The sequence below is a fragment of the Spectribacter hydrogenoxidans genome (assembly GCF_031846275.1).
GTDB classification, from domain to species: Bacteria; Pseudomonadota; Gammaproteobacteria; order Nevskiales; family Salinisphaeraceae; genus Spectribacter; species Spectribacter hydrogenoxidans.
This window is the reverse complement of the sequence record NZ_JAVRIB010000004.1, coordinates 24,927-45,887: the sequence shown is the minus strand read 5'-3', so window position 1 is coordinate 45,887 and position 20,961 is coordinate 24,927. Positions and strand designations below refer to the sequence as shown.

At 66.1% G+C, this 20,961-nt stretch carries 19 protein-coding genes; 7 read left to right on the top strand and 12 right to left on the bottom strand.

Translation table 11 applies throughout. The features are described from left to right. Positions 1-168: 168 nt before the first annotated feature. Positions 169-1,587, bottom strand: coding sequence for a histidine kinase (locus RM532_RS04720; protein WP_311652014.1), 1,419 nt, complete (start codon positions 1,585-1,587; stop codon positions 169-171). A gap of 113 nt (positions 1,588-1,700) precedes the next feature. On the opposite strand from RM532_RS04720, the gene RM532_RS04715 reads away from it, so the two are divergent. Continuing rightward, positions 1,701-2,396 (top strand): response regulator, encoded by a 696-nt coding sequence (locus RM532_RS04715; protein WP_311652013.1) that lies wholly within the window; start codon positions 1,701-1,703, stop codon positions 2,394-2,396. Between the two features lie 78 nt (positions 2,397-2,474). After that, complete coding sequence (locus tag RM532_RS04710; RefSeq protein ID WP_311652012.1) at positions 2,475-4,145, top strand: AMP-binding protein; 1,671 nt, start codon at positions 2,475-2,477, stop codon at positions 4,143-4,145. A gap of 54 nt (positions 4,146-4,199) precedes the next feature. Here RM532_RS04710 and RM532_RS04705 read toward each other — a convergent pair whose 3' ends face one another. The 3 genes from RM532_RS04705 to RM532_RS04695 all read right to left on the bottom strand — a co-directional run bounded on the left by RM532_RS04705 (position 4,200) and on the right by RM532_RS04695 (position 6,675). Beyond that, positions 4,200-4,829: a hypothetical protein gene (locus RM532_RS04705; protein WP_311652011.1), complete on the bottom strand. Its 630-nt coding sequence runs from the start codon at positions 4,827-4,829 to the stop codon at positions 4,200-4,202. 11 nt (positions 4,830-4,840) lie between these two features. Beyond that, a complete protein-coding gene (locus tag RM532_RS04700) occupies positions 4,841-6,241 on the bottom strand; it encodes a selenium-binding protein SBP56-related protein (RefSeq protein ID WP_311652010.1) in 1,401 nt (466 codons plus the stop codon). A 245-nt stretch (positions 6,242-6,486) separates the two neighbouring features. Then, complete coding sequence (locus RM532_RS04695; protein ID WP_311652009.1) at positions 6,487-6,675, bottom strand: hypothetical protein; 189 nt, start codon at positions 6,673-6,675, stop codon at positions 6,487-6,489. Between the two features lie 168 nt (positions 6,676-6,843). Between RM532_RS04695 and RM532_RS04690 the strand changes: the two genes are divergently transcribed. From RM532_RS04690 to sat, 4 genes are all read left to right on the top strand, one after another. Further along, on the top strand, positions 6,844-8,823 hold the full coding sequence (locus RM532_RS04690) for a TonB-dependent receptor (protein ID WP_311652008.1): 1,980 nt from the start codon (positions 6,844-6,846) through the stop codon (positions 8,821-8,823). Positions 8,824-8,909: 86 nt separating this feature from the next. Continuing rightward, positions 8,910-10,244, top strand: coding sequence for a dihydroorotase (locus RM532_RS04685; protein ID WP_311652007.1), 1,335 nt, complete (start codon positions 8,910-8,912; stop codon positions 10,242-10,244). 5 nt (positions 10,245-10,249) lie between these two features. Further along, positions 10,250-10,672: a ferric iron uptake transcriptional regulator gene (gene fur / locus RM532_RS04680; RefSeq protein WP_311652006.1), complete on the top strand. Its 423-nt coding sequence runs from the start codon at positions 10,250-10,252 to the stop codon at positions 10,670-10,672. A gap of 61 nt (positions 10,673-10,733) precedes the next feature. Further along, positions 10,734-11,924 (top strand): sulfate adenylyltransferase, encoded by a 1,191-nt coding sequence (gene sat / locus RM532_RS04675; protein ID WP_311652005.1) that lies wholly within the window; start codon positions 10,734-10,736, stop codon positions 11,922-11,924. Between the two features lie 242 nt (positions 11,925-12,166). Here sat and RM532_RS04670 read toward each other — a convergent pair whose 3' ends face one another. From RM532_RS04670 to RM532_RS04655, 4 genes are all read right to left on the bottom strand, one after another. Next, positions 12,167-12,562, bottom strand: coding sequence for a DoxX family protein (locus RM532_RS04670; protein WP_311652004.1), 396 nt, complete (start codon positions 12,560-12,562; stop codon positions 12,167-12,169). Between the two features lie 64 nt (positions 12,563-12,626). Next, positions 12,627-13,268, bottom strand: coding sequence for a DNA-3-methyladenine glycosylase family protein (locus RM532_RS04665; protein WP_311652003.1), 642 nt, complete (start codon positions 13,266-13,268; stop codon positions 12,627-12,629). Further along, entirely contained in the window at positions 13,265-14,974 is a 1,710-nt protein-coding gene (gene cysI / locus RM532_RS04660; protein ID WP_311652002.1) for an assimilatory sulfite reductase (NADPH) hemoprotein subunit, read from the bottom strand. Before cysI ends, RM532_RS04665 begins: the two co-directional genes overlap by 4 nt. A 105-nt stretch (positions 14,975-15,079) precedes the next feature. Next, positions 15,080-16,900: an assimilatory sulfite reductase (NADPH) flavoprotein subunit gene (locus tag RM532_RS04655; protein WP_311652001.1), complete on the bottom strand. Its 1,821-nt coding sequence runs from the start codon at positions 16,898-16,900 to the stop codon at positions 15,080-15,082. A gap of 205 nt (positions 16,901-17,105) precedes the next feature. On the opposite strand from RM532_RS04655, the gene RM532_RS04650 reads away from it, so the two are divergent. After that, positions 17,106-17,711 (top strand): transglycosylase SLT domain-containing protein, encoded by a 606-nt coding sequence (locus RM532_RS04650; protein ID WP_311652000.1) that lies wholly within the window; start codon positions 17,106-17,108, stop codon positions 17,709-17,711. 10 nt (positions 17,712-17,721) lie between these two features. Here the strand turns inward: RM532_RS04650 and cyoE are convergent, their stop codons facing one another. Genes cyoE through RM532_RS04630 form a run of 4 tightly spaced genes read right to left on the bottom strand, consistent with a single transcriptional unit; the run spans position 17,722 to position 20,960 of the window. After that, positions 17,722-18,630, bottom strand: a complete 909-nt coding sequence (gene cyoE, locus RM532_RS04645; RefSeq protein WP_311651999.1) for a heme o synthase — start codon at positions 18,628-18,630, stop codon at positions 17,722-17,724. After that, positions 18,627-19,634 (bottom strand): COX15/CtaA family protein, encoded by a 1,008-nt coding sequence (locus RM532_RS04640; RefSeq protein WP_311651998.1) that lies wholly within the window; start codon positions 19,632-19,634, stop codon positions 18,627-18,629. Before RM532_RS04640 ends, cyoE begins: the two co-directional genes overlap by 4 nt. A gap of 31 nt (positions 19,635-19,665) precedes the next feature. Then, positions 19,666-20,259 carry an SCO family protein gene (locus RM532_RS04635; protein WP_311651997.1) on the bottom strand — a complete coding sequence of 198 codons (594 nt, stop codon included), beginning with the start codon at positions 20,257-20,259 and terminating at the stop codon, positions 19,666-19,668. Continuing rightward, entirely contained in the window at positions 20,256-20,960 is a 705-nt protein-coding gene (locus RM532_RS04630) for an SURF1 family protein (protein ID WP_311651996.1), read from the bottom strand. Before RM532_RS04630 ends, RM532_RS04635 begins: the two co-directional genes overlap by 4 nt. Position 20,961 lies beyond the last annotated feature (1 nt).

Below are 20,961 nucleotides of genomic sequence, written 5' to 3'. Positions count from 1 at the left end.
ACCGACTGAACGTGGCCGGCTTTATGTTCCCCCTGGCACTGCGTCGTTATGTCTCCGGTCGCCCCTGGCGACCCCCGACACAGACGCTAATCGCTGGTCCCCAGCCTGGATAGTGGACATCTTCCCGATTTCATTCCCGGCGGCGGCCGATCGGCCCATCGGCGGGGTTCAATCCGCCGGCGCGAACGCGGTCAGCGGCAGCGTCACGCTCACGCGCAGACCTTCGCCCTGGTCGCCCGCCTCCAGCATCATCGCGCCGTTGAGCGCGACCACCCGTTCCCGCAGACCGCTCAGCCCCATCCCGGGGACCAGCCGATCCGGCCGTCCGGCACCATCGTCGGTAACATCCAGACGCAACCGTGCGCCGGCCTCGATCCACAGACGGACCGCCGCCCGGGTGGCCGCCGCATGGCGGGCCACGTTGGTCAGGCATTCCTGTACCGCCCGATAGACGGTGACCTGCACCGCGTCGTCCGGCATCTCCGTCAGATCGCAGCGGGCCAGCACCCAGTCGACCTCCGGATGCCGGCGCTGCCAGTCGGCCACCATCCCGTCCAGCGCCTGGGCCAGGCCGAGGTCATCCAGCACCGGCGGCCGCAGCTGCTTGAGCAGACGTCGCACCTGCTGTTGCAGATGTTCCAGGCCATGCTGCATCGCCCGCACGCGTTCGGGCATGGTAGCCGTGTCACCGGCCTCGGCCGACCAGGCCAGGGTGCTGAGCCGGGAACGCAGCCCGAACAGGTGCGGGCCCATCTCGTCGTGCAGCTCGCGGGCAATGCTGCGGCGTTCATCCTCCTGCATGGTCACCAGCCGCCGCATGAGTGCCGCGCGCTCCGCGTTGTGGCGCGCCAGCACGTCAACGAGATGATTGAACCGGCGCTGGGTATCGGCCAGCTCGGGCACGGCATCGGTGGGCAGGCGCACGGTGAAATCGTCGGTTTCCAGCCGACGAAACGCCTCGTGCAGACCGCGCAGGGGTGCCAGACCGAACCAGAACCCGGCGTAGACCAGCAGGCAGATCGCCACCAGCAGACCCAGCATCAGCGGCAGCAGACCGGTGACCTCGCCCCAGACCTCGGCGACTTCGTCGTCGGGCGTGGCCTGGATGCGGATGCTGGCGTTGCCCCAGCCGTGGAACTCGATGTCGGGAAAATCGCGATCGGCCGGCACGATCAGATGCTCGAACCAGGCCGGCGGGGCCGCGTCACCGGATGGCTGATTGAGTACCACCCATTCGCCCGGCGCCGAAGCCACCGAGACGCGCACGTGGCGCAGGTCCTGGAACACTCGCGACAGGCGCTCCACGTCCTCCCGCGACAGCAGGTGACGCGTATCGGCCACGAAGAAACCCAGCAGATCGCGGCTGAACAGCAGGTTGGCGTCGATTTCTTCCACCGTGGCCTGACGCGCGCCCTGGAGAATGACCGCAACCGCTGCCCCCACCCCAAGCAGCAGCACGCCGGCCACGATGGCCAGCAGTCGCAGTTTCAGCGACAGGCTGCGGCGACGGCGCACGGGCGGCGCCGGGCCGGCATCCGGCTCATCGCCGACCCGCGGGCCGGCGCCATCATGAGGGCTGGGTGACATCGGCGACACAACTCGAGTGGCGCGAACGATCATGCCACGAGCCCGGCTTGTGCCCGGCCCGTGGTCGCCGGATCGGGCATTTCGCCCGATTGCACCGGGTCGGCGCCGGGCGCATGATCGAGCGGATCATTCCCGTCACCGCCCGACCATTGAGTTCCACCTCCGCCATCCTGATCATCGACGATCACGAAGTGGTTCGCGGCGGCTGCCGCGAGCTGCTGGAGCTGCGCCGCTTCGGCGCCTGCTGCGAAGCCAGCAGCGGTGAGGAGGGCTGGCAGCTGCTGCAGGACAGGCGCCCGCAGCTGGTGATCCTGGATCTGTCGCTGCCGGACGTGCACGGGCTGGCACTGATCGAGCGCATCCGCGCCCGGCCACGTCCGCCGCGGGTGCTGGTGTTCACCATGCACGACGACCCCACCTTCGCCGCCCGCGCGCTGCGCGCCGGGGCCGCCGGCTACATCACCAAGACCAGCCCGCCGGAGTACCTGCTGGAAGGCGTGCGCGACATCCTGGCCGGAGAGGTCTATCTCAGCCCGGACATGGCCGAGGCACTGGCGGTCAGCCGGGTGAGCGCACTGGCCAGCCCGGTGCAGGCGCTGACCCCGCGCGAGCAGGACGTGTTCCGCCTGGTTGCCAGCGGCCACAGCAATGCCGCCGCGGCCGATACGCTGGGGCTGTCGCACAAATCGGTGTCCAACTATCTGGTACGCATCAAGCACAAGCTGGCGGTCGACAGCATTGCCGACATGGTGCGCCTGGCCATGCGCTATGACGGCACGTCGGAACACGCCCCGCCGGCCAGCGACTGACTGACATCGCAGCGGCTTGCCAGCCGCCGACAAACGCGTTTAAGTCGACCCCGTACAACAACATGACGGGAGGAGACGATGGCAGCAGGCGAACTCAGCTATGTCCACGGCGCCAGCCCGGTGCCGCTGCTGGGCGACACCATCGGTCGGGCCTTCGATCGAACGGTAGCCGAGCACAGCGACCGCGAGGCCCTGGTCAGCCGGCACGAAAACCTGCGTCTGACCTACCGCGAGCTGCAGGCGCGGGTGAACGAGTACGCGGCGGCGTTTCTGGCCCTCGGGCTGGCGCCGGGCGATCGCATCGGTATCTGGTCGCACAACAACGCGGCCTGGCTGATCACGCAGCTGGCCACCGCCCGGGCCGGCCTGGTGCTGGTCAACATCAATCCGGCCTACCGACGGTCGGAGCTGGTCTATGCACTGAACAAGGTGGGCTGCAAGGCGCTGATCCTGATGCCGGCCTACGCCAGCAGCGACTACCTTGGCATCGTGCAGAGCGTGGCCCCCGAACTCGCCGAATGCGAGCCGGGCCGGCTACAGGCCGCCGAGGTGCCGTCGCTGCGCCACGTGATCCGACTGGGCCCCGACCCGACGCCGGGCATGTTCAATTTCGACGCGCTGCCGGGCCGGGTGACGCCGCCGCATCGCGAGCAGCTCGACGAGATCGCCGGCACCCTGCAGGCCGACGACCCCATCAACATCCAGTTCACCAGCGGCACCACCGGCAACCCCAAGGGGGCGACGCTTTCGCACCACAACATCCTCAACAACGGCTTCTTTGTCGGCGAGGCCATCCGCCTGACGCCCGAAGACCGGCTGTGCGTGCCGGTGCCGTTGTACCACTGCTTCGGCATGGTGATGGGCAACCTCGGCTGCATTACCCACGGCAGCACCATTGTCTATGCCAGCGAGGCCTTCGACCCCGGCGCGGTGCTGGCAACCGTGGCCGCCGAGCGCTGCACCGCGCTCTATGGCGTGCCCACCATGTTCATCGCCGAGCTGTCGCATCCGGATTTCGGCAGCTTCGACCTGTCATCGCTGCGCACCGGCATCATGGCCGGCTCGCCCTGCCCGGAGGCGGTGATGAAGCGGGTTATCGACGAAATGCACATGAGCGAGGTCACCATCGCCTACGGCATGACCGAGACCTCGCCGGTGAGCTTTCAGACCGGCGCCTACGACAGCCTGGAAAACCGGGTGGGCACGGTGGGCCGGGTGCAGCCGCACCTGGAAGTCAAGATCGTGGACGAGGCCGGGCGGGTGGTGCCGCGCGGCGAGCCCGGCGAACTCTGCACCCGAGGCTACAGCGTGATGCTGGGTTACTGGGACGACGAGGCGAAGACCGACGAAGCCATTGACGCCGCCCGCTGGATGCACACCGGCGATCTGGCCACTCTGGACGAACACGGCTACTGCCGGATCGTCGGGCGGCTGAAGGACATGGTGATCCGCGGCGGCGAGAATATCTACCCGCGCGAGATCGAGGAGTTTCTCTACCGCCATCCGGATATCGAGGACGTCCAGGTGATCGGCGTGCCCGACGAGAAGTACGGCGAGGAACTGTGCGCCTGGATCCGGCTCAGGGCCGGCGCCACCGCGGACGAGAAGGCCATCCGCGACTTCTGCGAGGGCGAGATCGCCCACTACAAGATCCCGCGGTTGATCCGGTTTGTGGAGGACTTCCCCATGACCATCACGGGCAAGGTGCAGAAATTCCGCATGCGCCAGACCATGATCGAACAGGGCTGAGTCACCTCTGATTTATTCCGCGCGGCCTGCGCCAGAGCCACGGCTGAGGGATGTTCACACCACCAGCGCGGCGCCCCCGACGATGATCAGCGCAACGGCCCACAGGTAATCGGTGTTCAACCACGCTGATCGCAGCAGACGCAGGCCGAGGTAACGATAGACCAGCCAGGCAACCAGCCCGGCCGCCAGGATCATGGCCAGGGTGTGGACGGCGACCATCAGCACCGCGGCAGAGACACCCGCCGGCAGCATCGCCGCATGGTCTGCATGATGTCCCGCGTGTCCGAGTCCCAGAAACGCCGGTACCAGCATCAGGCCGGCACCGTGGGCAGTGGCCATGAGAAACGACCACAGCGTCAGGCGACGCGGTCCGACGCGGGCGAGAGCGCGCGGATGCCGCGGCATCCACAGCTTGTACAGCCCGAACCCGATGAGCAGCAGTGCCGCACCCAGCTGCAGGACCGCGTCATGGGGCAGCGCCCGGTCGAGCAACGCCACCGGCACCAGCACGGCGGCCATCGCCAGCAGGTGGCCGCCGCCGATGGGCCACAGGGCTCGCCAGACAGCCCCACCACGGCCGGCCTGCAACCCGTTGGATACGGCAAACAGCCAGCCCATGCCCGGGTTCAACCCGTGAAACAGGCCCAGGCCGATAGCCGCGACCCAGGCCCAGTGTGCATCCATGCGCCGCTATCTCAAGGGTAGGCGAACGATTCCGTGGAGCAGTCGCCTCCGTGCAGCCGCACCTGGTGGGCGCGATAGCCTTCGCCGAAACTCACGAAGAAATCCGGGTCCAGCGTCATCGTCCCGTCTGCGGCGATGTCGGCCTTGACCAGCGCCCCCGGCACGCCACCGGGGTAGAACTGGTCGTCCCAGCTGCTGTACAGCGAGTTGGTGAAATATACCCGGCGCCCGTCGCGGCTGATCTCCACCATTTGTGGCCCACCCGCGAACGGCTGACCATTCGGATGCGGGGTGGCATTGACCACACCGCCCAGTTCGATGGTGCCGTTGAGCTTCGGCGCCATCGGGTCGCTGACATCGTATTGCCGCAGCTGCCCGATACCCCAGCAGGCGACATACAGATAGCGGTCGTCCAGCGACAGATCGATGTCGGTGACCAGCGGGGGCACCGCCTCGAATCCCTTGAGCAGCTCCGGCAACTGATCGGCGGCGGCCGGCTGCGCCGGAATTTCGGCCGTTTTCTCGATCCGGAATTCCTTGCCGTCGCGATACCAGGTCCAGATGGAACCCGCCAGGTTGGTGGTATCGACCACCACCCCCAGAAAACCGTGCTGGCGGGTGGGGTCATGCGCCGGGCGCAGTTCCAGCGCCATCTGGTGGTTTTCGCCCAGGTCGATGACCTGCCGATGCTTGCGCGCGGACAGATCCCAGAAGTGGATCCGATGCCCGTACTGGTTGCCCAGCAAGGCCTCCGGCACCAGGCCATTTTCGAATTGCGGCGGCTTGCACCACTCGCTCGTCATGGCGATGTCGTGGGCAATGTGCCACCAGAAGTCGTAATGCAGATCCTGGGGGCCGCGGTCGATTTCCCAGCGACCGAGGATTTCCAGACTCTCGCAGTCCATCAGGAAAATGCCCGCCGGCCCCTCATCACCATCCGGGCCGGCTCCGCCAAGGGTGCTGATATAAATCCCCTCCGGCCCGCAATGAATGGTGTGCGGACGAGAATAGCCGGTTTTGGACAGCAGCTCGTCGGCCTCGATCGTCTTGACGATCCGTGCCTGAGCGGGATCGGGCTGGGTATCAATGATGTGCAGTCGCGACGATCGCAGGCCCGGCACGATCAGGTAACGCCGCTGGACGAACGGGTGACAGGACTGCGGCCCCAGCATCGAGCTGCAAGCATTCCAGCCGAAGTGGTGGAGCTCGTCACCGGTGTTGGGCATTTCAACCCGGTGCACCTCCTGTGTGTAAGTCGGTGACGCCGGGTCGAAGTCCACGACGGCGATGGCGTCCGGCCGGCTCCCGTCCGGGCACAGCAACGCGACATAGCCGTACTGCTCCGCGGGGCCGGCCATGGCAAGCCGCGGGGAAGGATAGAAAGTCGGATCGGGGCGAAGGGTAGTGGCCATCGGTTTGCCTCCTCGTGGCGAACGCCACGAAGTTGCCACAGCCACGCCTGGACATCCACCAGACCTGGTTCCACTCAGTCTGGTCGATCGCCACCGGCCCGGCAAATGACGCGATCCTGGGGTCTGAATGTTCCCCGCCCGGGCGCGGAATCGCAGGATTCCGCATGCGCCAGATCATTATCGACGAAAATGCCGGCATCGGTTGCCTCCGGGGCCGTCGATAACGTTACACTATAACGATGCTATCAAAGCGCCTCTCCCTGCGACTGCTTATTACCGCCTTGCTGGCGGTGCAGTTGCTGGCCGCGGCGCACGCATTCGAACACCCGGTCATCGGCCATGCAGACCACGCCTGTGTGGTCTGCACGCAGGGCGGTGGGCTGGATATCGTCCCGCCGGCCGGTGCCGCAACCGCTGCGCTGTCGGTTACCCAAGGCATACCAATACCGGCCGCGCTGCTCCGGCCGCCGGCGTGCCCCGCTCTTCCCTACCGCAGCCGCGCACCGCCCGTCCTGTCCTGATTCGTTCGATCCGCCGTCTCCGCCTGCCGCGGGGGCGATTGCATCCGGCGCTCCCATGCGCCACCGATCAGGACCTTTCCCATGCGTATTCTTGTCTCCGGCGCCATCCTGGCGCTGAGTCTCGGGGCGGCGACGGCCGCCGAAACGGAAACCCTCGAACCGATCGCCGTCGAGGCCCTGCCGCTGGGCGACCGCGGCGAGGCCGAGGCCCTGCAACCCGCGGCCGTGGTGGCCGATGATGAACTGCTGCGTCAGCGCGACAACAGCCTGGGCCGCAGCCTGGACGGCGAACCCGGCGTGTCCTCATCGGACTTCGGGGTGGGTGTGGGCCGGCCGGTCATCCGCGGCCTGTCAGGCGCCCGCGTGCGGGTGCAGGAGAACGGGCTCGGGTCCGGTGACGTGTCCACCCTCAGCGTGGATCACGCCGTGTCCATCGACCCGCTGTCGGCCCACCAGATCGAAGTCCTCAAGGGCCCCGCCACCCTGCTCTACGGCTCCGGCGCCATCGGCGGCGTGGTCAACGTGGTTACCCACCGCATCCCCCGCGCCGCGCCCAGCCGGCTGACCGGACACATGGATCTGGCAATCGGGGATTCCACCCTGGATGATTCCCTCGCCCGGCTGGACCTGTCGGGCGGTGCAGGGCCCCTGGCCTGGAACCTCCAGGGCGGAGTCACCGAAAGCGACGACTACCAGGCCAACGACAACCGGCCGATCGGCAACAGCTTCTCGGAAACCGACCAGTTAAGCGGCGGCGCCGCCTGGACCGGCGATCGCGGGTACCTGGGTGCGGCCATCAGCGGCTTCGGCAGCGAGTACGGCATTCCCGGTGAGGACGCCGTGATCAACATCGACCAGGACCGCGTCGATCTGGGCGGCGAATGGCTCGATCCTTTGCCCGGATTCGACCGGCTCGAGTTCGCCGGGGCCCACACCGACTATCTGCATGACGAAGGCGGCGAAGTCTTCTTCGCCAACGAGGAAACCGAGCTGCGCCTGGCCCTGACCCACGGCGCTGCTGCCGGCTGGACCGGGGCCCTGGGCATCCAGGCCTTCGACCGCCAGTTCGAGGCCTTCGGCGAGGAGGAAGTGTTCGTGCCGCCGGTGGATACCCGCAATGTAGGTCTTTTCGCGGTGGAGGAACGGCCGGTCGGCGCCTGGACGCTGCAACTGGGCGGCCGGATCGAGTATCAGGAACACCAGGCCGAGGGCGGCAACCCGGACCGCGACCACACGCCGGTGAGTCTATCCGTGGGCGGGCTGCGACCGCTGGGCAACGATGTGGTGCTGGCTATCAATCTGGGCCGGTACCAGCGCGGGCCGGCGGCCGAGGAGCTCTACAGCAATGGCCCGCACGAGGCCACGCAGACCTTCGAGCGGGGCGATCTCGATCTAGACGAAGAGACCGCCAACAGCCTCGACCTGGGACTGCGGCAGACAGCGGGCCGACTGCGCTGGTCGATCAATCTATTCGTGACCGACTATGCCGATTTCGTGTTCCTGGATACCGTGGATGCCGGTCTCAATGCCAACGGTACCGGCACCCCCGCCCAGGACGGCCAGGCCGATCGCGTAACCGAGGACGGCATGTTAGATCCCGCCGGTGAACTGCTCCTGCTGGATTACAACGCCGCCGATGCCATGTTCTACGGTGCCGAATTCGAGCTGGGCTACGACCTGCTGACCGGCGCGACGGGCCTGACCGCCCGGGTATTCGGGGACATGGTCCGCGGCGAACTGGACGACGACACCAACCTGCCCCGCATCACCCCGGCACGGCTGGGACTGGGCCTCGACCTCACCCGTGGCCCCTGGCAGGCCAGCCTCGAAGCCCTGACCGCCGACGAGCAGAACCGCACCGCACCGCTGGAGACTGCCACCGACGGCTACACCGATGTCACGGCCTTCATCGGGGTGGAACTCCCCGGCGCGGGCGCCCGCACGCAGCTGTATCTGCGCGGCGACAATCTGCTGGACGAGGAGATCATCCGGCACACCTCGTTCCTGCGCATCCCGCAACCCGGGCGGCGCTTCAGTGCGGGGTTGAGCGTGCGATTCTAGGCGGATCATCGTCATGCCTGACGGCGCCGCGAGAGCCGGCGCCGTCAGGCATGCGATATCATACGGGCCAGTCTAGCGGGGTTGTTATGTCCGAACTGCTGATCACCAACGCGCGCCTGGTCAACGAAGGCGCCATCACCGACGCCGACGTGCTGGTCCGGAACGGCCGGATCGAGCGCGTCGATCGTGAAATCGTCGCGCCCACCAATGCGCAGGTCATCGACGCCGACGGCCGCCATCTGCTGCCCGGCATGATCGACGATCAGGTGCATTTCCGCGAGCCGGGGCTGACCCACAAGGCGGACATCGCCCATGAATCGGCCGCGGCGGTGGCCGGGGGCATCACCACCTACATGGAGATGCCCAACGTCAAGCCGCCCACCATCGACGCCGATGCGCTGGCGGACAAGCACGCGATTGCCGCGCGCACCAGCCGCGCCAACTACAGCTTCTACCTGGGCGCCACCAACGACAACATCGAGGCCATCAAGCGCCTGGACCCGCTGAACAACTGCGGCATCAAGGTGTTCATGGGGGCCTCCACCGGCAACATGCTGGTGGACAACGACGATGCCCTGCACGCCATCTTCGCGGCCGCGCCGGTGCCCATCATCACCCACTGCGAGGACACACCGACGGTGCTGGCCAACGAGGCCGCCGCGCGCGAGAAGTACGGCGAAGACGTGCCCATGAGCGAGCATCCCTACATCCGCTCGGCCGAGGCCTGCTACAAGTCCTCCTCCAAGGCGATCGCACTGGCGAAGGAACACGGCACCCAGCTGCACGTGATCCATCTCACCACCGAGCGCGAACTGGAGATGTTCGAACCCGGCCCGGTGGCCGGCAAGCAGATCACGTCCGAGGGCTGCGTGCATCATCTGTTCTTCGATGAACGCGATTACGCCGAGAAGGGCACGCTGATCAAGTGCAATCCGGCGATCAAGACCTCGGCCGACCGCCAGGCCCTGCTACGCGCGGTGGCCGAGGACCGCATCGACGTGATCGCCACCGACCACGCGCCACATCTGCTGGCCGAAAAGAACCAGCCCTACTTCCAGGCGCCCGCCGGGCTGCCGCTGGTCCAGCACGCGCTGCTGTCGGTGCTGGAGCACATGCACCGCGGGCTGTTCTCGCTGGAGACCATCGTGCGCAAGACTTCGCACAATGTGGCCGAACGCTTCCAGGTCACCGAGCGCGGCTTCGTTCGCGAAGGTTACTGGGCTGATCTGGTTCTCATCGACACCGAAAAGCCCACTATCGTGGATGATTGGCCGATTCTGTCGAAGTGCGGCTGGTCGCCATTTGCCGGCACCACGTTCCGTTCGTCCATCGCGGCCACCATCGTGTCTGGTCAAGTGGCCTACCAGGAAGGTAAAGTTGGCATCGGCTGTACGGGTCAACCCCTGACATTCTCGAGGTAAGGGCGATGGAAACCAGTGACCTGCGCAAGGCGGGACTCAAGGCGACACTGCCGCGGCTGAAGATCCTGCAGGTCCTTGAAGCAAACAAGGCCGACCACCTGTCGGCCGAAGACGTCTATCGCATGCTCATGGATGAGGGCGAGGACGTCGGCTTGGCCACCATCTACCGGGTACTGGCGCAGTTCGAGGACGCCGGCCTGGTGATCCGCCACCACTTCGAGGATGGCCACGCTCTGTTCGAACTCGAGCAGGGGCATCACGATCACATCGTGTGCGTCAAATGTGGTCGCATCGAGGAATTCTTCGATCGCGACATTGAACAGCGCCAGCGCAAGATCGCCGAGGACAACGGCTTCGACCTGTCCAAGCACACGCTCGTGCTCTACGGCGAGTGCCAGAACACCAACTGCAAGAAGGGCGACAGCTAGCCGACCATCCGACCGGGTCGCCGCGCCGGTGCCGCCCGCCAGATTCCAACCAGGTACCCCGATGATTCAACCGCACGGCTCGTCCGAGCTCGCCCCCCGCTTTGTTGCCGATAGCGCCCAGCGCGACTCACTGATCACGGAAGCCGACACTCTTCCGGGACTCACGGTCTCCTCGGCTGCCGCCGCCAACGCCGTGATGCTGGGCGCCGGCTATTTCAATCCGCTTACCGGCTTCATGAACAAGGACGATGCCCTGTCGGTCGGCGCGACGCTGCGCACCACGGCAGGCCTGTTCTGGCCGGTGCCGGTACTCAACCTGGTGGAAGACCCCGCCGCCCTGGCCGGCGCCAACCGCATCGCCCTGCGCGACCCCAACGTCCCCGGCGAGCCGGTTCTGGCCATCCAGGACGTCGAGGGTATCGACGAGATCAGCGCCGACGAGCTGGAAGCCTTGGCCGAACAGGTATTCGGCACCACCGACCGTAACCATCCCGGTGTGGGCACGTTCCTGTCCCAGGGCCGGTTTGCGGTGCACGGTCCGATTCAGGTGCTGAATTTCAGCTATTTCGAAACCGATTTCCCCGATACCTTCCGCACCGCCGGCCAGATCCGCGAGGAATTCGCGCGCCGCGGCTGGGAGCGCGTGGTGGCCTTCCAGACGCGCAACCCCATGCACCGCGCCCACGAGGAGCTGTGCAAGATGGCCCTGGCCGACACCGGCGCCGACGGCGTGCTTGTGCATATGTTGCTAGGCAAGCTCAAGCCAGGCGACATTCCGGCCGACGTGCGCGACGCCGCCATCCGCAAGATGGTGGAGCACTATTTCCCCGAGAACACTGTGATGATCGCCGGCTACGGTTTCGACATGCTCTACGCCGGCCCGCGCGAGGCGGTACTGCATGCCCTGTTCCGCCAGAACGCCGGCTGCAGCTATCTGATTGTCGGCCGCGACCATGCCGGCGTCGGGGACTACTATGGCCCGTTCGACGCCCAGACCATCTTCGACGAGCAGGTGCCGGAGGATGCCCTAGCCATCGATATCTACCGCGCCGACCACACCGCGTTCTCGAGGAAGCTCGGCAAGGTGGTAATGATGCGAGACGTGCCGGATCACACCAAGGACGATTTCGTCCTGCTCTCCGGCACCGCCGTGCGTGACATGCTGGGCCGCGGCGAAGCCCCGCCCGAGGAGTTCTCGCGCCCGGAAGTCGCCGAGATCCTCATGGCGCATTACCAGCAGCAGGACGGGTAACGCCGGGTTGGGCCGGATTCATCCGACCGTTCGGCCACCTCGGTGGCGACCGACCGGGCCGGCGCCATGAATGGCGCCCCACCAAGAAACCGCAGGTAAATAACGGGACAACCCTGCGGGCCCGCCGGATCAACAGGGGATATTCGTATCCGGTTCCGGGGGGAAACCGGACGTGGCTGCGCCTGTTCGGCTACCGGCCCACCCCTGACGAGAGGCGGGCCGAGCCATTCTCACGGACCTTGCTAGGCCTCGGGACGCAGCGCGTAGCGCCCGCCGCCGATCAGGGCTACCGCAAGACCGCCGAACAGATAAAAACCCTGTAATTCCAGCGCCCAGGCTCCGCGCTCGGTCAGAGCGAAGATTTCGTGGGTGTGCGCCAGGGCGATGGCAAACAGCATGTTGACCACGATCAGCACGCCGCCGATCCGTGCGTACAGCCCCAGGATCAGCATCATCGGGGCGACAACCTCGCCCACGTAGACGCCATAGGCAAGCAACCCGGGTAGCCCCTGATTGGCGAGCATGCCTTCAACCCCGCCGATTCCCCCGATGATCTTGGGAATGCCATGGCCGAGCATAGCCAGACCGATGTAGGCACGGAGAATGAGTTTGCCAATGTCCGCGGTATTGTCGTTCATATCTTCGCTTGCGAGTTGGGCCTCGTCCGGATTCTAGCGCGCCGAGTGATCGGCTGTCGCGTCATTATCCGCTTGCCAGCTCTGGGGATTCCGCCGCCCGCCAGCAGTACCAGGCCGCCACCGACCGCCAGGGCGCCCAGACCGTCCCCGCATCGGCCAATACCGCGGGGGATGGCATCTCGCAGCCCCGGATGACGGCGTAGCCCTTGCGCACGCCAAGATCGTCTACCGGCCAAACATCGGGCCGGCCCAGCCGGAAGATGAGCAGCATTTCCGCCGTCCAGCGGCCGATGCCACGCACCGAGGTGAGCCGGTCGATGACGGTCTCGTCGTCGAGCCGACGCAGCCGGCGAATGCCGGGCAGGCGGCCGTCCAGACAGTGTGCAGCCAGGTCACGCGCCGCGCGCAGCTTGTTGGCGGACAGTCCCGCACCGCGCAGTTGCTCGTCGTCGAGCCGCTCCAGGCCGGCTGCACTAGCCCGGTTGTCGCCGAACAGTGCCAGCACGCGCCGGTGAATCGTCCCGGCAGCCTTGCCGGACAGCTGCTGATAGACAATGGCTCGCAACAGCACCTCGAAGGTATCGCCGCGCATGCGGTCTGCGCCGAAGCGCACCGGCCCGACCCGTTGGATCAACCCCGCCAGCCGCGCATCGGTTGCACTCAGCGCCTCGGCGGCGACGGCCGGGTCATAGGTCAGAACGCTCAAGCAGCGTCGCCCACGTCCTCGTGGAAAAATCGCCCCTCCAGCGTGGGATGGATGATACCCACTCGCACTACGAAATCCCCGAAGTGCTCGCCGGGTTCACGCTCGGCGGCATAGCGGTGAATCATGGGTACCAGTTCGGCCATGATCTCGTCCTCGCCGATGTTCTCGCGGTAGAGCTTGTTGAGCCGATCGCCGGTGAACGACGCACCGAGATACAGGTTGTACTTGCCCGGTGCCTTGCCGGTGAAGGCGATCTCGCCCAGATAGGGGCGTGCGCAACCATTGGGGCAGCCGGTCATGCGAATGACAATGGCCTTATCGTCCAGCCCGGCGTCGGCCATCACCGCATCCAGCTTGCCGATGAAGCCGGGCAGGTAGCGCTCGGACTCCGCCATCGCCAGACCGCAGGTGGGGAAAGCCACGCAGGCCATCGCAGCCTGGCGCAGCGCCGTCTGGCTGCCGCCGCCATCCAGGTTGTACTGATCCACGAGGGTCTGCACTGCCGGTCGATCCGCTTCTTCGACATTGGCCACGATCAGGTTCTGGTTGCAGGTCAGCCGGAATTCGCCGCGATGCACGCCGGCCAGTTCACGCAGGCCAGTCATTAGCTGCTGGTGCTCGAAATCGGCAATGCGGCCATTCTCGATCAGTAGCGTCAGGTGCCAGCGCCCGTCATCGCCCTGGGTCCAGCCGAAACGATCCCCGTTGCCGGTGAATATCGCTTCGCGCGGGGCCTCGAGCGAAAATCCCAGCCGGTTGTTCAACTCGTCCCGGAACCAGTCGAGACCATTGTCGTCCAGTGTGTACTTGAATCGGGCCCGCTTGCGGTTCACCCGGTCGCCGTAATCCCGCTGAATCCCGATCACGTGTTCGGATACCGCCAGCACCTGATCCGGTGTGCAGAAACCGATGACCGATCCCAGCCGCGGGTAGGTGGCGGGATCACCATAGGTGGCACCCATGCCGCCGCCGACCGAAACATTGAAGCCAAGCAGTTCGTCGCCGTCGGCGATGGCGATGAATCCGAGATCGTTGGCGTAGACATCGCTGTCGTTTTCGGGGGGGATGGCGATTGCGATCTTGAACTTGCGAGGCAGATACTGGCTGCCGTAGAGCGGCTCGTGGTCCGGCTCGCCACCGGACTCGCCGTCGAGCCAGAGTTCCTCGTAGGCCTTCGAGCGCCACAGCAGGTGCTCGCTCACGCGATGGGTCCAGTCGTGGACCTCGGCGTGCAGGCGCGAACGGTGCGGGTTGGTGTTGGCTACCACGTTGCGATTGACATCGCCGCAGCCGCCCTTGGCATCCAGCCCGGCCGCGTCCACCGCCTGCAGCAGCGGCTTGAGATGCTCCTTGAACACCCCGTGGTACTGGAACGTCTGGCGGGTGGTAACCCGCAGCGTGCCATTGGCGTAGGTGCGAGCGATCTCGTCCAGTGCCAGCCATTGCGAGGCCGTGAGTACGCCGCCGGGCAGCCGCAGGCGCACCATGAACTGATAATGGGGCTCGAGCTTCTGCTGCTTGCGCTCGGCGCGCAGATCACGGTCATCCTGCTGGTAGAAGCCGTGGAACTTGGTCAGCTGGGTGTCGTCATCAGCCACCGCCCCGGTGGCGCGGTCGGCCAGGCTTTCGGCGATGGTGCCGCGCAGATAGTTGCTGCGCGACTTGATGTGCTCGACATCGTTGAAGTCGGGTTGAATCTCGGGCATAGGTTTGAAGAGGTTTCGAGTTTGATGTTTCGGGTTTCAAGTTGCACACGGAACTCCGAGCACTACTGCCTGAAACCCGAAACGTGAAACTTGAAACTCGGAATGTCAGTAGACGTCCCGCTGGTAACGCTTTTCCTTCTGCAACCGCTTGAGATAGTCGGCGGCCGCGTCGGCACTCATACCGCCCTGCTCGGCGATTATATCGCCCAGGGCGTCGTGCACGTCACGGGCCATCCGGTCGGCGTCGCCGCAGACGTAGACATTGGCGCCATTCTCGAGCCAGCCGTACACGTCCCGGGCCTGTTCCCGCAGACGATGCTGCACATAGACCTTGTCGGCCTGGTCGCGCGAGAACGCCACATCCAGACGGCTGAGCAGGCCGTCGCGACGCCAGCGCAACCAGTCGGTCTGGTAGTAGAAGTCGGTACGGAAATGCGGCGCGCCGAAGAACAGCCAGTTGTCGCCGCCGGCGCCCTGCTCTTCGCGCTCCTGCAGGAAGGCACGGAACGGGGCGACGCCGGTACCCGGCCCGATCATGATCAGGGGCGTGTCGTTGTCGGCCGGCAACTTGAAGCTCTTGTTGGCGTCGATGTAGACCGGCACCGTGTCGTCCTCGCCCACCCGGTCAGCCAGATGGGTGGAGGCCACGCCCAGGCGGTCGCGGCCGTGGCTGTGATAGCGAACCGCCGCCACCGTCAGGTGCAGTTCGTCCGGGTTGGCGGCATGACTCGAGGCGATCGAGTACAGCCGTGGCGGCAGCTTACGCAGCAGGCGAACAAAATCCGAGGCTGACAGGCCCGGAACCGGGTATTCACGGACCAGATCGGTGAGGTCGCGACCGTAGACATAGTCGGCGAAGGCATCGCGCTGATCGTCGCCGAGCAGATTCTGCAAATCACCGGATTCGGCCAGCTGGGCGTATTGCGTGACGAACGGCCGCGTCAGCGTGGTGATCTCGTACTGGTGGCGCAGCGCATGCGCCAGGCTGACTTCGCCGTCAACGCCGGTGACCCGGGCATCGCCGTCCAGCTGCAGGGCCGCCAGCAACGCGTCCACCGCGGCCGGCGGATTGCTCGGTACCACCCCGAGCGAATCGCCCGGGGTCCAGATCAGGCCGGAATCCTCGGTATCCAGCTCGATGTGACGAACCTCCTTGTCGGACCCACGGCCGTTGAGCACAGTGTTCGCCAGGATTGCCGCGCCATGGGGGTTCTTGCGGGTAGGCGCCTGCGGCGTCCGCGCGGCGGTGGGCAGCGAAGTAACCGTGGGGTGCGCGTCACCGGCCGGTTCGGGCGCGGCAAACTTGGCCAGCACATCGGCGGTCCAGGCTTCCGCGGCGTCGTCGTAATCGACGTCGCAATCCACGCGGTCGATCACCCGGGTACCCCCAAGCTCGGCCAGACGCTCATCGATCACGCGGCCGGTCTCGCAGAAATGCTCGTAGCTGGAATCACCCAGGGCGAGCACCGAGAAGCGGACCCCGTCGAGCTTCGGCGCCTTCTTGCCGTGCAGGAACTCGTAGAAATCCTCGGCGTCGTCCGGAGGTTCGCCCTCACCGTGGGTGGAAACCACCACCACCAAGTTGCTTTCCTGCTTGAGGTCCTTGGGCTTGTAGTCGGCCATATCGGCCAGCCGCGCGGTAATGCCACCGGCCTGGGCGGCATCGCGCAGGCTGCCGGCCACGCCCTCGGCGTTGCCCGTCTGCGACCCATAGAGGATGGTCAGTGTCTGCGAACTGCCCGCAGCGGCGGCAGGGGCAGCATCGGCCACCGCGCCGGGTTCCGCCAGCGCCGCGTTCAGGCCGGCCAGATACCCGCTGATCCATGTCGCCTGCATGGGCGACAGGGATTCAACCAGCGATTCCAGCTGGGCGGCCTGACTGGCGTCGAGCGGACTGCTATGTTCGCGAATCTGTGCGGCTTTCATGACGTTGGTCTCGTGGCATACGGGCCGAATGGGCACAGGCCCTGAGCGTGACGTGCAGCCTACGCTCGCATCGTTATATTTAAAATATCTTGTTCATTATTTTTTTATAACTTTTTATGCAGATCGCCGCCCGTCCCGGTTGTTGCTAGAGTGCCGGTACCGCCCGTCAATCCGCCTTCCGCTCTTGCGTGACCCGGCCACCGCCATGCCCCTCTGGCCCTGGATCCTGAGCCTCTGCCTGTGGCTGAGCGCCTGCGCGGTAGCACCGCCGCGCCAGCCGGACAACCTCTGCGCCATCTTCCACGAGAAGGACGGCTGGTATGACGACGCCCATGCCGCCGAAAAGCGCTGGGGCACCCCCATCCCGGTGCAGATGGCCATCATCTTCCAGGAATCCGCCTACCAGCAGGACGTGCGCCCACCCCGCACCCGGCTGCTCTGGGTGATCCCCTGGACGCGGCCCTCCTCGGCCTACGGCTACACCCAGGCACTGGACAGCACCTGGGCCTGGTACCAGCGCGACAGTGGCAACAGCTGGGCCGACCGCGACGACTTCGAGGACGCCGTGGACTTCGTGGCCTGGTACGTGAACCAGAGCCATCGCCAGATCGGCATCGCCAGAAACGACGCCTACAGCCAGTATCTGGCGTATCACGAGGGTCAGAACGGCTTCAAACGCCGCACTTGGGCGAACAAGAAATGGCTGATCAACGTGGCCTATCGCGTCAGCGCACGCGCCGACCGCTATACCCGGCAACTGGCCGGTTGCCGTGAGGATCTGGAAAGCGATGGCTGGTGGTTCTTCTGGTAACCCTCTGATGTCAGACCAGCGCCGGCGTGTAGTGATCGACCAGCAGCAACGTGAAAATCGCCATCAGGTAGACGATGGAATAGCCGAAGGTCTTCATCGCCAGCCCCGGTCGCGGCGCGTACTTCAGACGAATGGCGTAATACAGGAACCAGCCGCCCAGCACGCTGGCGCCGACCAGGTACAGCAACCCACTCATGCCCACGGCGAACGGCAGCAGGGTCACCAGCACCATCATCACCGTGTACAGCAGCACCTGGGTGCGCGTGTACGCCAGTCCGTGCGTGACCGGCAGCATCGGGATGTCCACCTCGGCGTATTCGCGATGCCGCTCGATCGCCAGCGCCCAGAAGTGCGGCGGTGTCCAGACGAAGATGATCAGGAACAGCAGCAGCGAATGGGGATCGATGGTATTGGTCACCGCCGACCAGCCCAGCACCGGCGGCGCCGCCCCGGCCGCCCCGCCGATCACGATGTTCTGGGGTGTCGCGCGCTTGAGGTAGAGCGTGTAGATGCCGGCGTACCCGACCAGCGTCAGCAGCGTCATCCAGGCGGTAAGCGGGTTGACCAGCCAGTGCAGCACCGCCATGCCCAGCAGGCCGATGACCAGGGCAAACATCGAGGATTCCGGCACGCCCAGATGGCCTGTCACTAGCGGCCGGCCGCAGGTCCGCGCCATGCGGGCGTCGGCCTGACGGTCCAGAATCTGGTTCAGGGCCGCCGCCGAGGCCGCCATCAGGCCGATGCCGGCAGTGCCGAACACGAGCGCCGGCCAGGGCACCATGCCCGGTGTGGCCAGAAACATCCCCACCATGGCGGTGAACACGATCAGCAGCACCACCCGTGGCTTGCACAACTCGTAGTAGTCGGCCAGCCGCTGGGCGAACGTGGGCCGCGCCAGGTCGATGGAATTGGCACTCACGAGAGCCTTGCCCCCATCTGCCAGCTTGCGTGATTCACCGCCATAAGCACCAATAATAGCAATGCCGCCCCCCCGTTGTGGGCCACCGCCACCAGCAGCGGCAGATGGGCCACCACGGCGGTAATGCCCAGAACGATCTGCAGTGTGACGGCCAGCAGCAGCGCGCTGGCCAGCCAGCGCCAGCGATCATCGCGCCCGCCGGCCCGCCAGAGCACGCTGGCCAGCACCAGCATCACCACCGCGACCACGATCGCGCCCAGGCGATGCACCCAGTGGATGGTGGCGCGGGGTTCGGCGTCGAGCACGCCATATTCGTAGTTGATCCCCAGCCCGTGCCACAGGGTGAAGGCCTGCGCATAGTCGGTGTCCGGCCACCACTGGCCCTGGCAGGTGGGAAAATCCGGGCAGGCCAGCGCAGCATAGTTGGTCGAGGTCCAGGCGCCCAGGAACAGTTGCGCGAACAACGCCACCAGCGCCACGCCGGCCAGCAGCCGCAGCCGCGACCAGGCGGCCCAGCCGCTGAAGTGGCGCCCCTGGCGCAGCAGGCACCACCACAACAGCGCCAGCGTGGTCATGCCGCCCAGCAGATGGGCTGTCACCACCAGCGGCTTGAGCAGCCAGGTCACGGTCCACATGCCGAGAATGCCCTGGAAGATCACCAGCCCCACCAGCATCCACGGCAACACCCGCTGCTGATGTGCCCGCTTCCGGCGGCGCCAGGCCATCCATGCCATCGCCAGAATCAGCAGTCCCAGGGTGCTGGCGAGATACCGATGAATCATCTCCTTCCAGGCCTTGGGCGCTTCAACCGGCCGTTCCGGGAATGCCGCGTTGGCGGCCTCGGTTTCGGCGCCCAGGGCGGGCACATCCAGATGGCCGTAACAGCCCGGCCAGTCGGGGCAGCCGAGCCCGGCATCGGCCAGCCGCACGTAGGCGCCAACCGTGATCACCACGAATGCCAGGGCGATGGTCAGCAGGTTGAGACGGTAGAAGCGATCGCTCATGAACGTGGTTTCCGGCAATGCCGCAGCGGCATCAGCCGATGTGGGAAAGCTTGAGCAGATGCTTGATGTCCTTGAACAGGGCATCGGCCGGGCTGTCCAGACCACGCGGGTAGTACAGCACCCAGTTGCCCAGCGGATCGATCAGGTAGATCACCCCGCTGGCAGCCGGGGCGGAGGCCCGCTCGTCGAGAAACGTCCGCAACCGGTCGCCGCCGGTCACCACCCGCAGATCGGGATGACCGTTGTCACGCAGCGAGACATCCGCGGCATCACCGGTCACCAGCACCCGCTGTACCCGGGCGGCCCGCCGGTGCAGCAGCGTGCGCACCTGCCGGGAATCGGCCAGCACCGCCTGACACACGTCCCCACAGCCTCCCGGCGCCACAGTAAGCACGGTCCACAGCTCGTCGAACAGTTCGCGCCCGGCAACCGCGCCGTTGTCGTCCTGAAACTCGGTTTCGGGCAGCGCCTGGACCGGCTGCACCAGCACTCCCTTGCTACCGCCACCAGTAGGCATCCAGCGCGGCACGGCGTAGTACATCAGCGCGGCCAGGATCAGCGGGCCGAAGAAAAGTCCCACCAGCACCAGCAGTTTCAGTCGCGATCGGGTTGTCGGTTGCGTCATGCGCGTCGCTTCGTGTTCATGATCAGAAATATCACCAGCACTGCCAGCGCCATGGCGTACCACTGCACCGCGTAGCCGATGTGCCGCTGCGGCGGAATCCCCACCGACTGCCAGTCGCGCTCGAATCCGTCCGGCAGTGACTCGTCCAATAGCACGATCCCGGCCAGCACCGGCGCCTCGTACTGACATTCGACCTGCGCGGCGGTCGGATAATTCAGCACCCGCGGCCAGTCCGACTGTTCACAGGCATCCGGCGCAGCCAGCCGCATCCCCGGTTCCGGCAACGACCGCCAGAGTCCGGTGACACGCTGCCGGCCGGCCGGCACATCGGGACGCGGTGGCTCGGTGCGGTCGCCGCTCCGGGGCACCCAGCCGCGGTCTATGAATACGAGTCGGCCGTCATCCAGACGCAGCGGCGTCCACACACGGTAACCGGCGGCGCTCTGCCAAATCTGGTTGTCCAGCAGCAGCTGGCGCTCAGCCAGATAGCCACCCGACACCACCACCCGCCGGCCGTACTGCGATGCCGGCTCGGTAGCGTCCGCCAGACGCATCGGTTCTGCCTGGCGTGCCGTACTTCTCTGCTCTAGGATGGCCTGCTTGTCCTGCGCTCTCTGCAGTTGCCAGGTGCCCAGCCCGCCCAGCACCAGCATCCCCGGCAGAAACACGAGCCAGGCCCACCAGGGCGGACGGAACCTCAAG

Excerpts from the sequence above, each read along its gene's own strand:
- RM532_RS04720 (WP_311652014.1), bottom strand. The coding sequence starts at position 1,587 with ATGTCACCCAGCCCTCATGATGGCGCCGGCCCGCGGGTCGGCGATGAG.
- RM532_RS04715 (WP_311652013.1), top strand. The coding sequence starts at position 1,701 with ATGATCGAGCGGATCATTCCCGTCACCGCCCGACCATTGAGTTCCACC.
- RM532_RS04710 (WP_311652012.1), top strand. The coding sequence starts at position 2,475 with ATGGCAGCAGGCGAACTCAGCTATGTCCACGGCGCCAGCCCGGTGCCG.
- RM532_RS04705 (WP_311652011.1), bottom strand. The coding sequence starts at position 4,829 with ATGGATGCACACTGGGCCTGGGTCGCGGCTATCGGCCTGGGCCTGTTT.
- RM532_RS04700 (WP_311652010.1), bottom strand. The coding sequence starts at position 6,241 with ATGGCCACTACCCTTCGCCCCGATCCGACTTTCTATCCTTCCCCGCGG.
- RM532_RS04690 (WP_311652008.1), top strand. The coding sequence starts at position 6,844 with ATGCGTATTCTTGTCTCCGGCGCCATCCTGGCGCTGAGTCTCGGGGCG.
- RM532_RS04685 (WP_311652007.1), top strand. The coding sequence starts at position 8,910 with ATGTCCGAACTGCTGATCACCAACGCGCGCCTGGTCAACGAAGGCGCC.
- fur (WP_311652006.1), top strand. The coding sequence starts at position 10,250 with ATGGAAACCAGTGACCTGCGCAAGGCGGGACTCAAGGCGACACTGCCG.
- sat (WP_311652005.1), top strand. The coding sequence starts at position 10,734 with ATGATTCAACCGCACGGCTCGTCCGAGCTCGCCCCCCGCTTTGTTGCC.
- RM532_RS04670 (WP_311652004.1), bottom strand. The coding sequence starts at position 12,562 with ATGAACGACAATACCGCGGACATTGGCAAACTCATTCTCCGTGCCTAC.
- cysI (WP_311652002.1), bottom strand. The coding sequence starts at position 14,974 with ATGCCCGAGATTCAACCCGACTTCAACGATGTCGAGCACATCAAGTCG.
- RM532_RS04655 (WP_311652001.1), bottom strand. The coding sequence starts at position 16,900 with ATGAAAGCCGCACAGATTCGCGAACATAGCAGTCCGCTCGACGCCAGT.
- RM532_RS04650 (WP_311652000.1), top strand. The coding sequence starts at position 17,106 with ATGCCCCTCTGGCCCTGGATCCTGAGCCTCTGCCTGTGGCTGAGCGCC.
- RM532_RS04640 (WP_311651998.1), bottom strand. The coding sequence starts at position 19,634 with ATGAGCGATCGCTTCTACCGTCTCAACCTGCTGACCATCGCCCTGGCA.
- RM532_RS04635 (WP_311651997.1), bottom strand. The coding sequence starts at position 20,259 with ATGACGCAACCGACAACCCGATCGCGACTGAAACTGCTGGTGCTGGTG.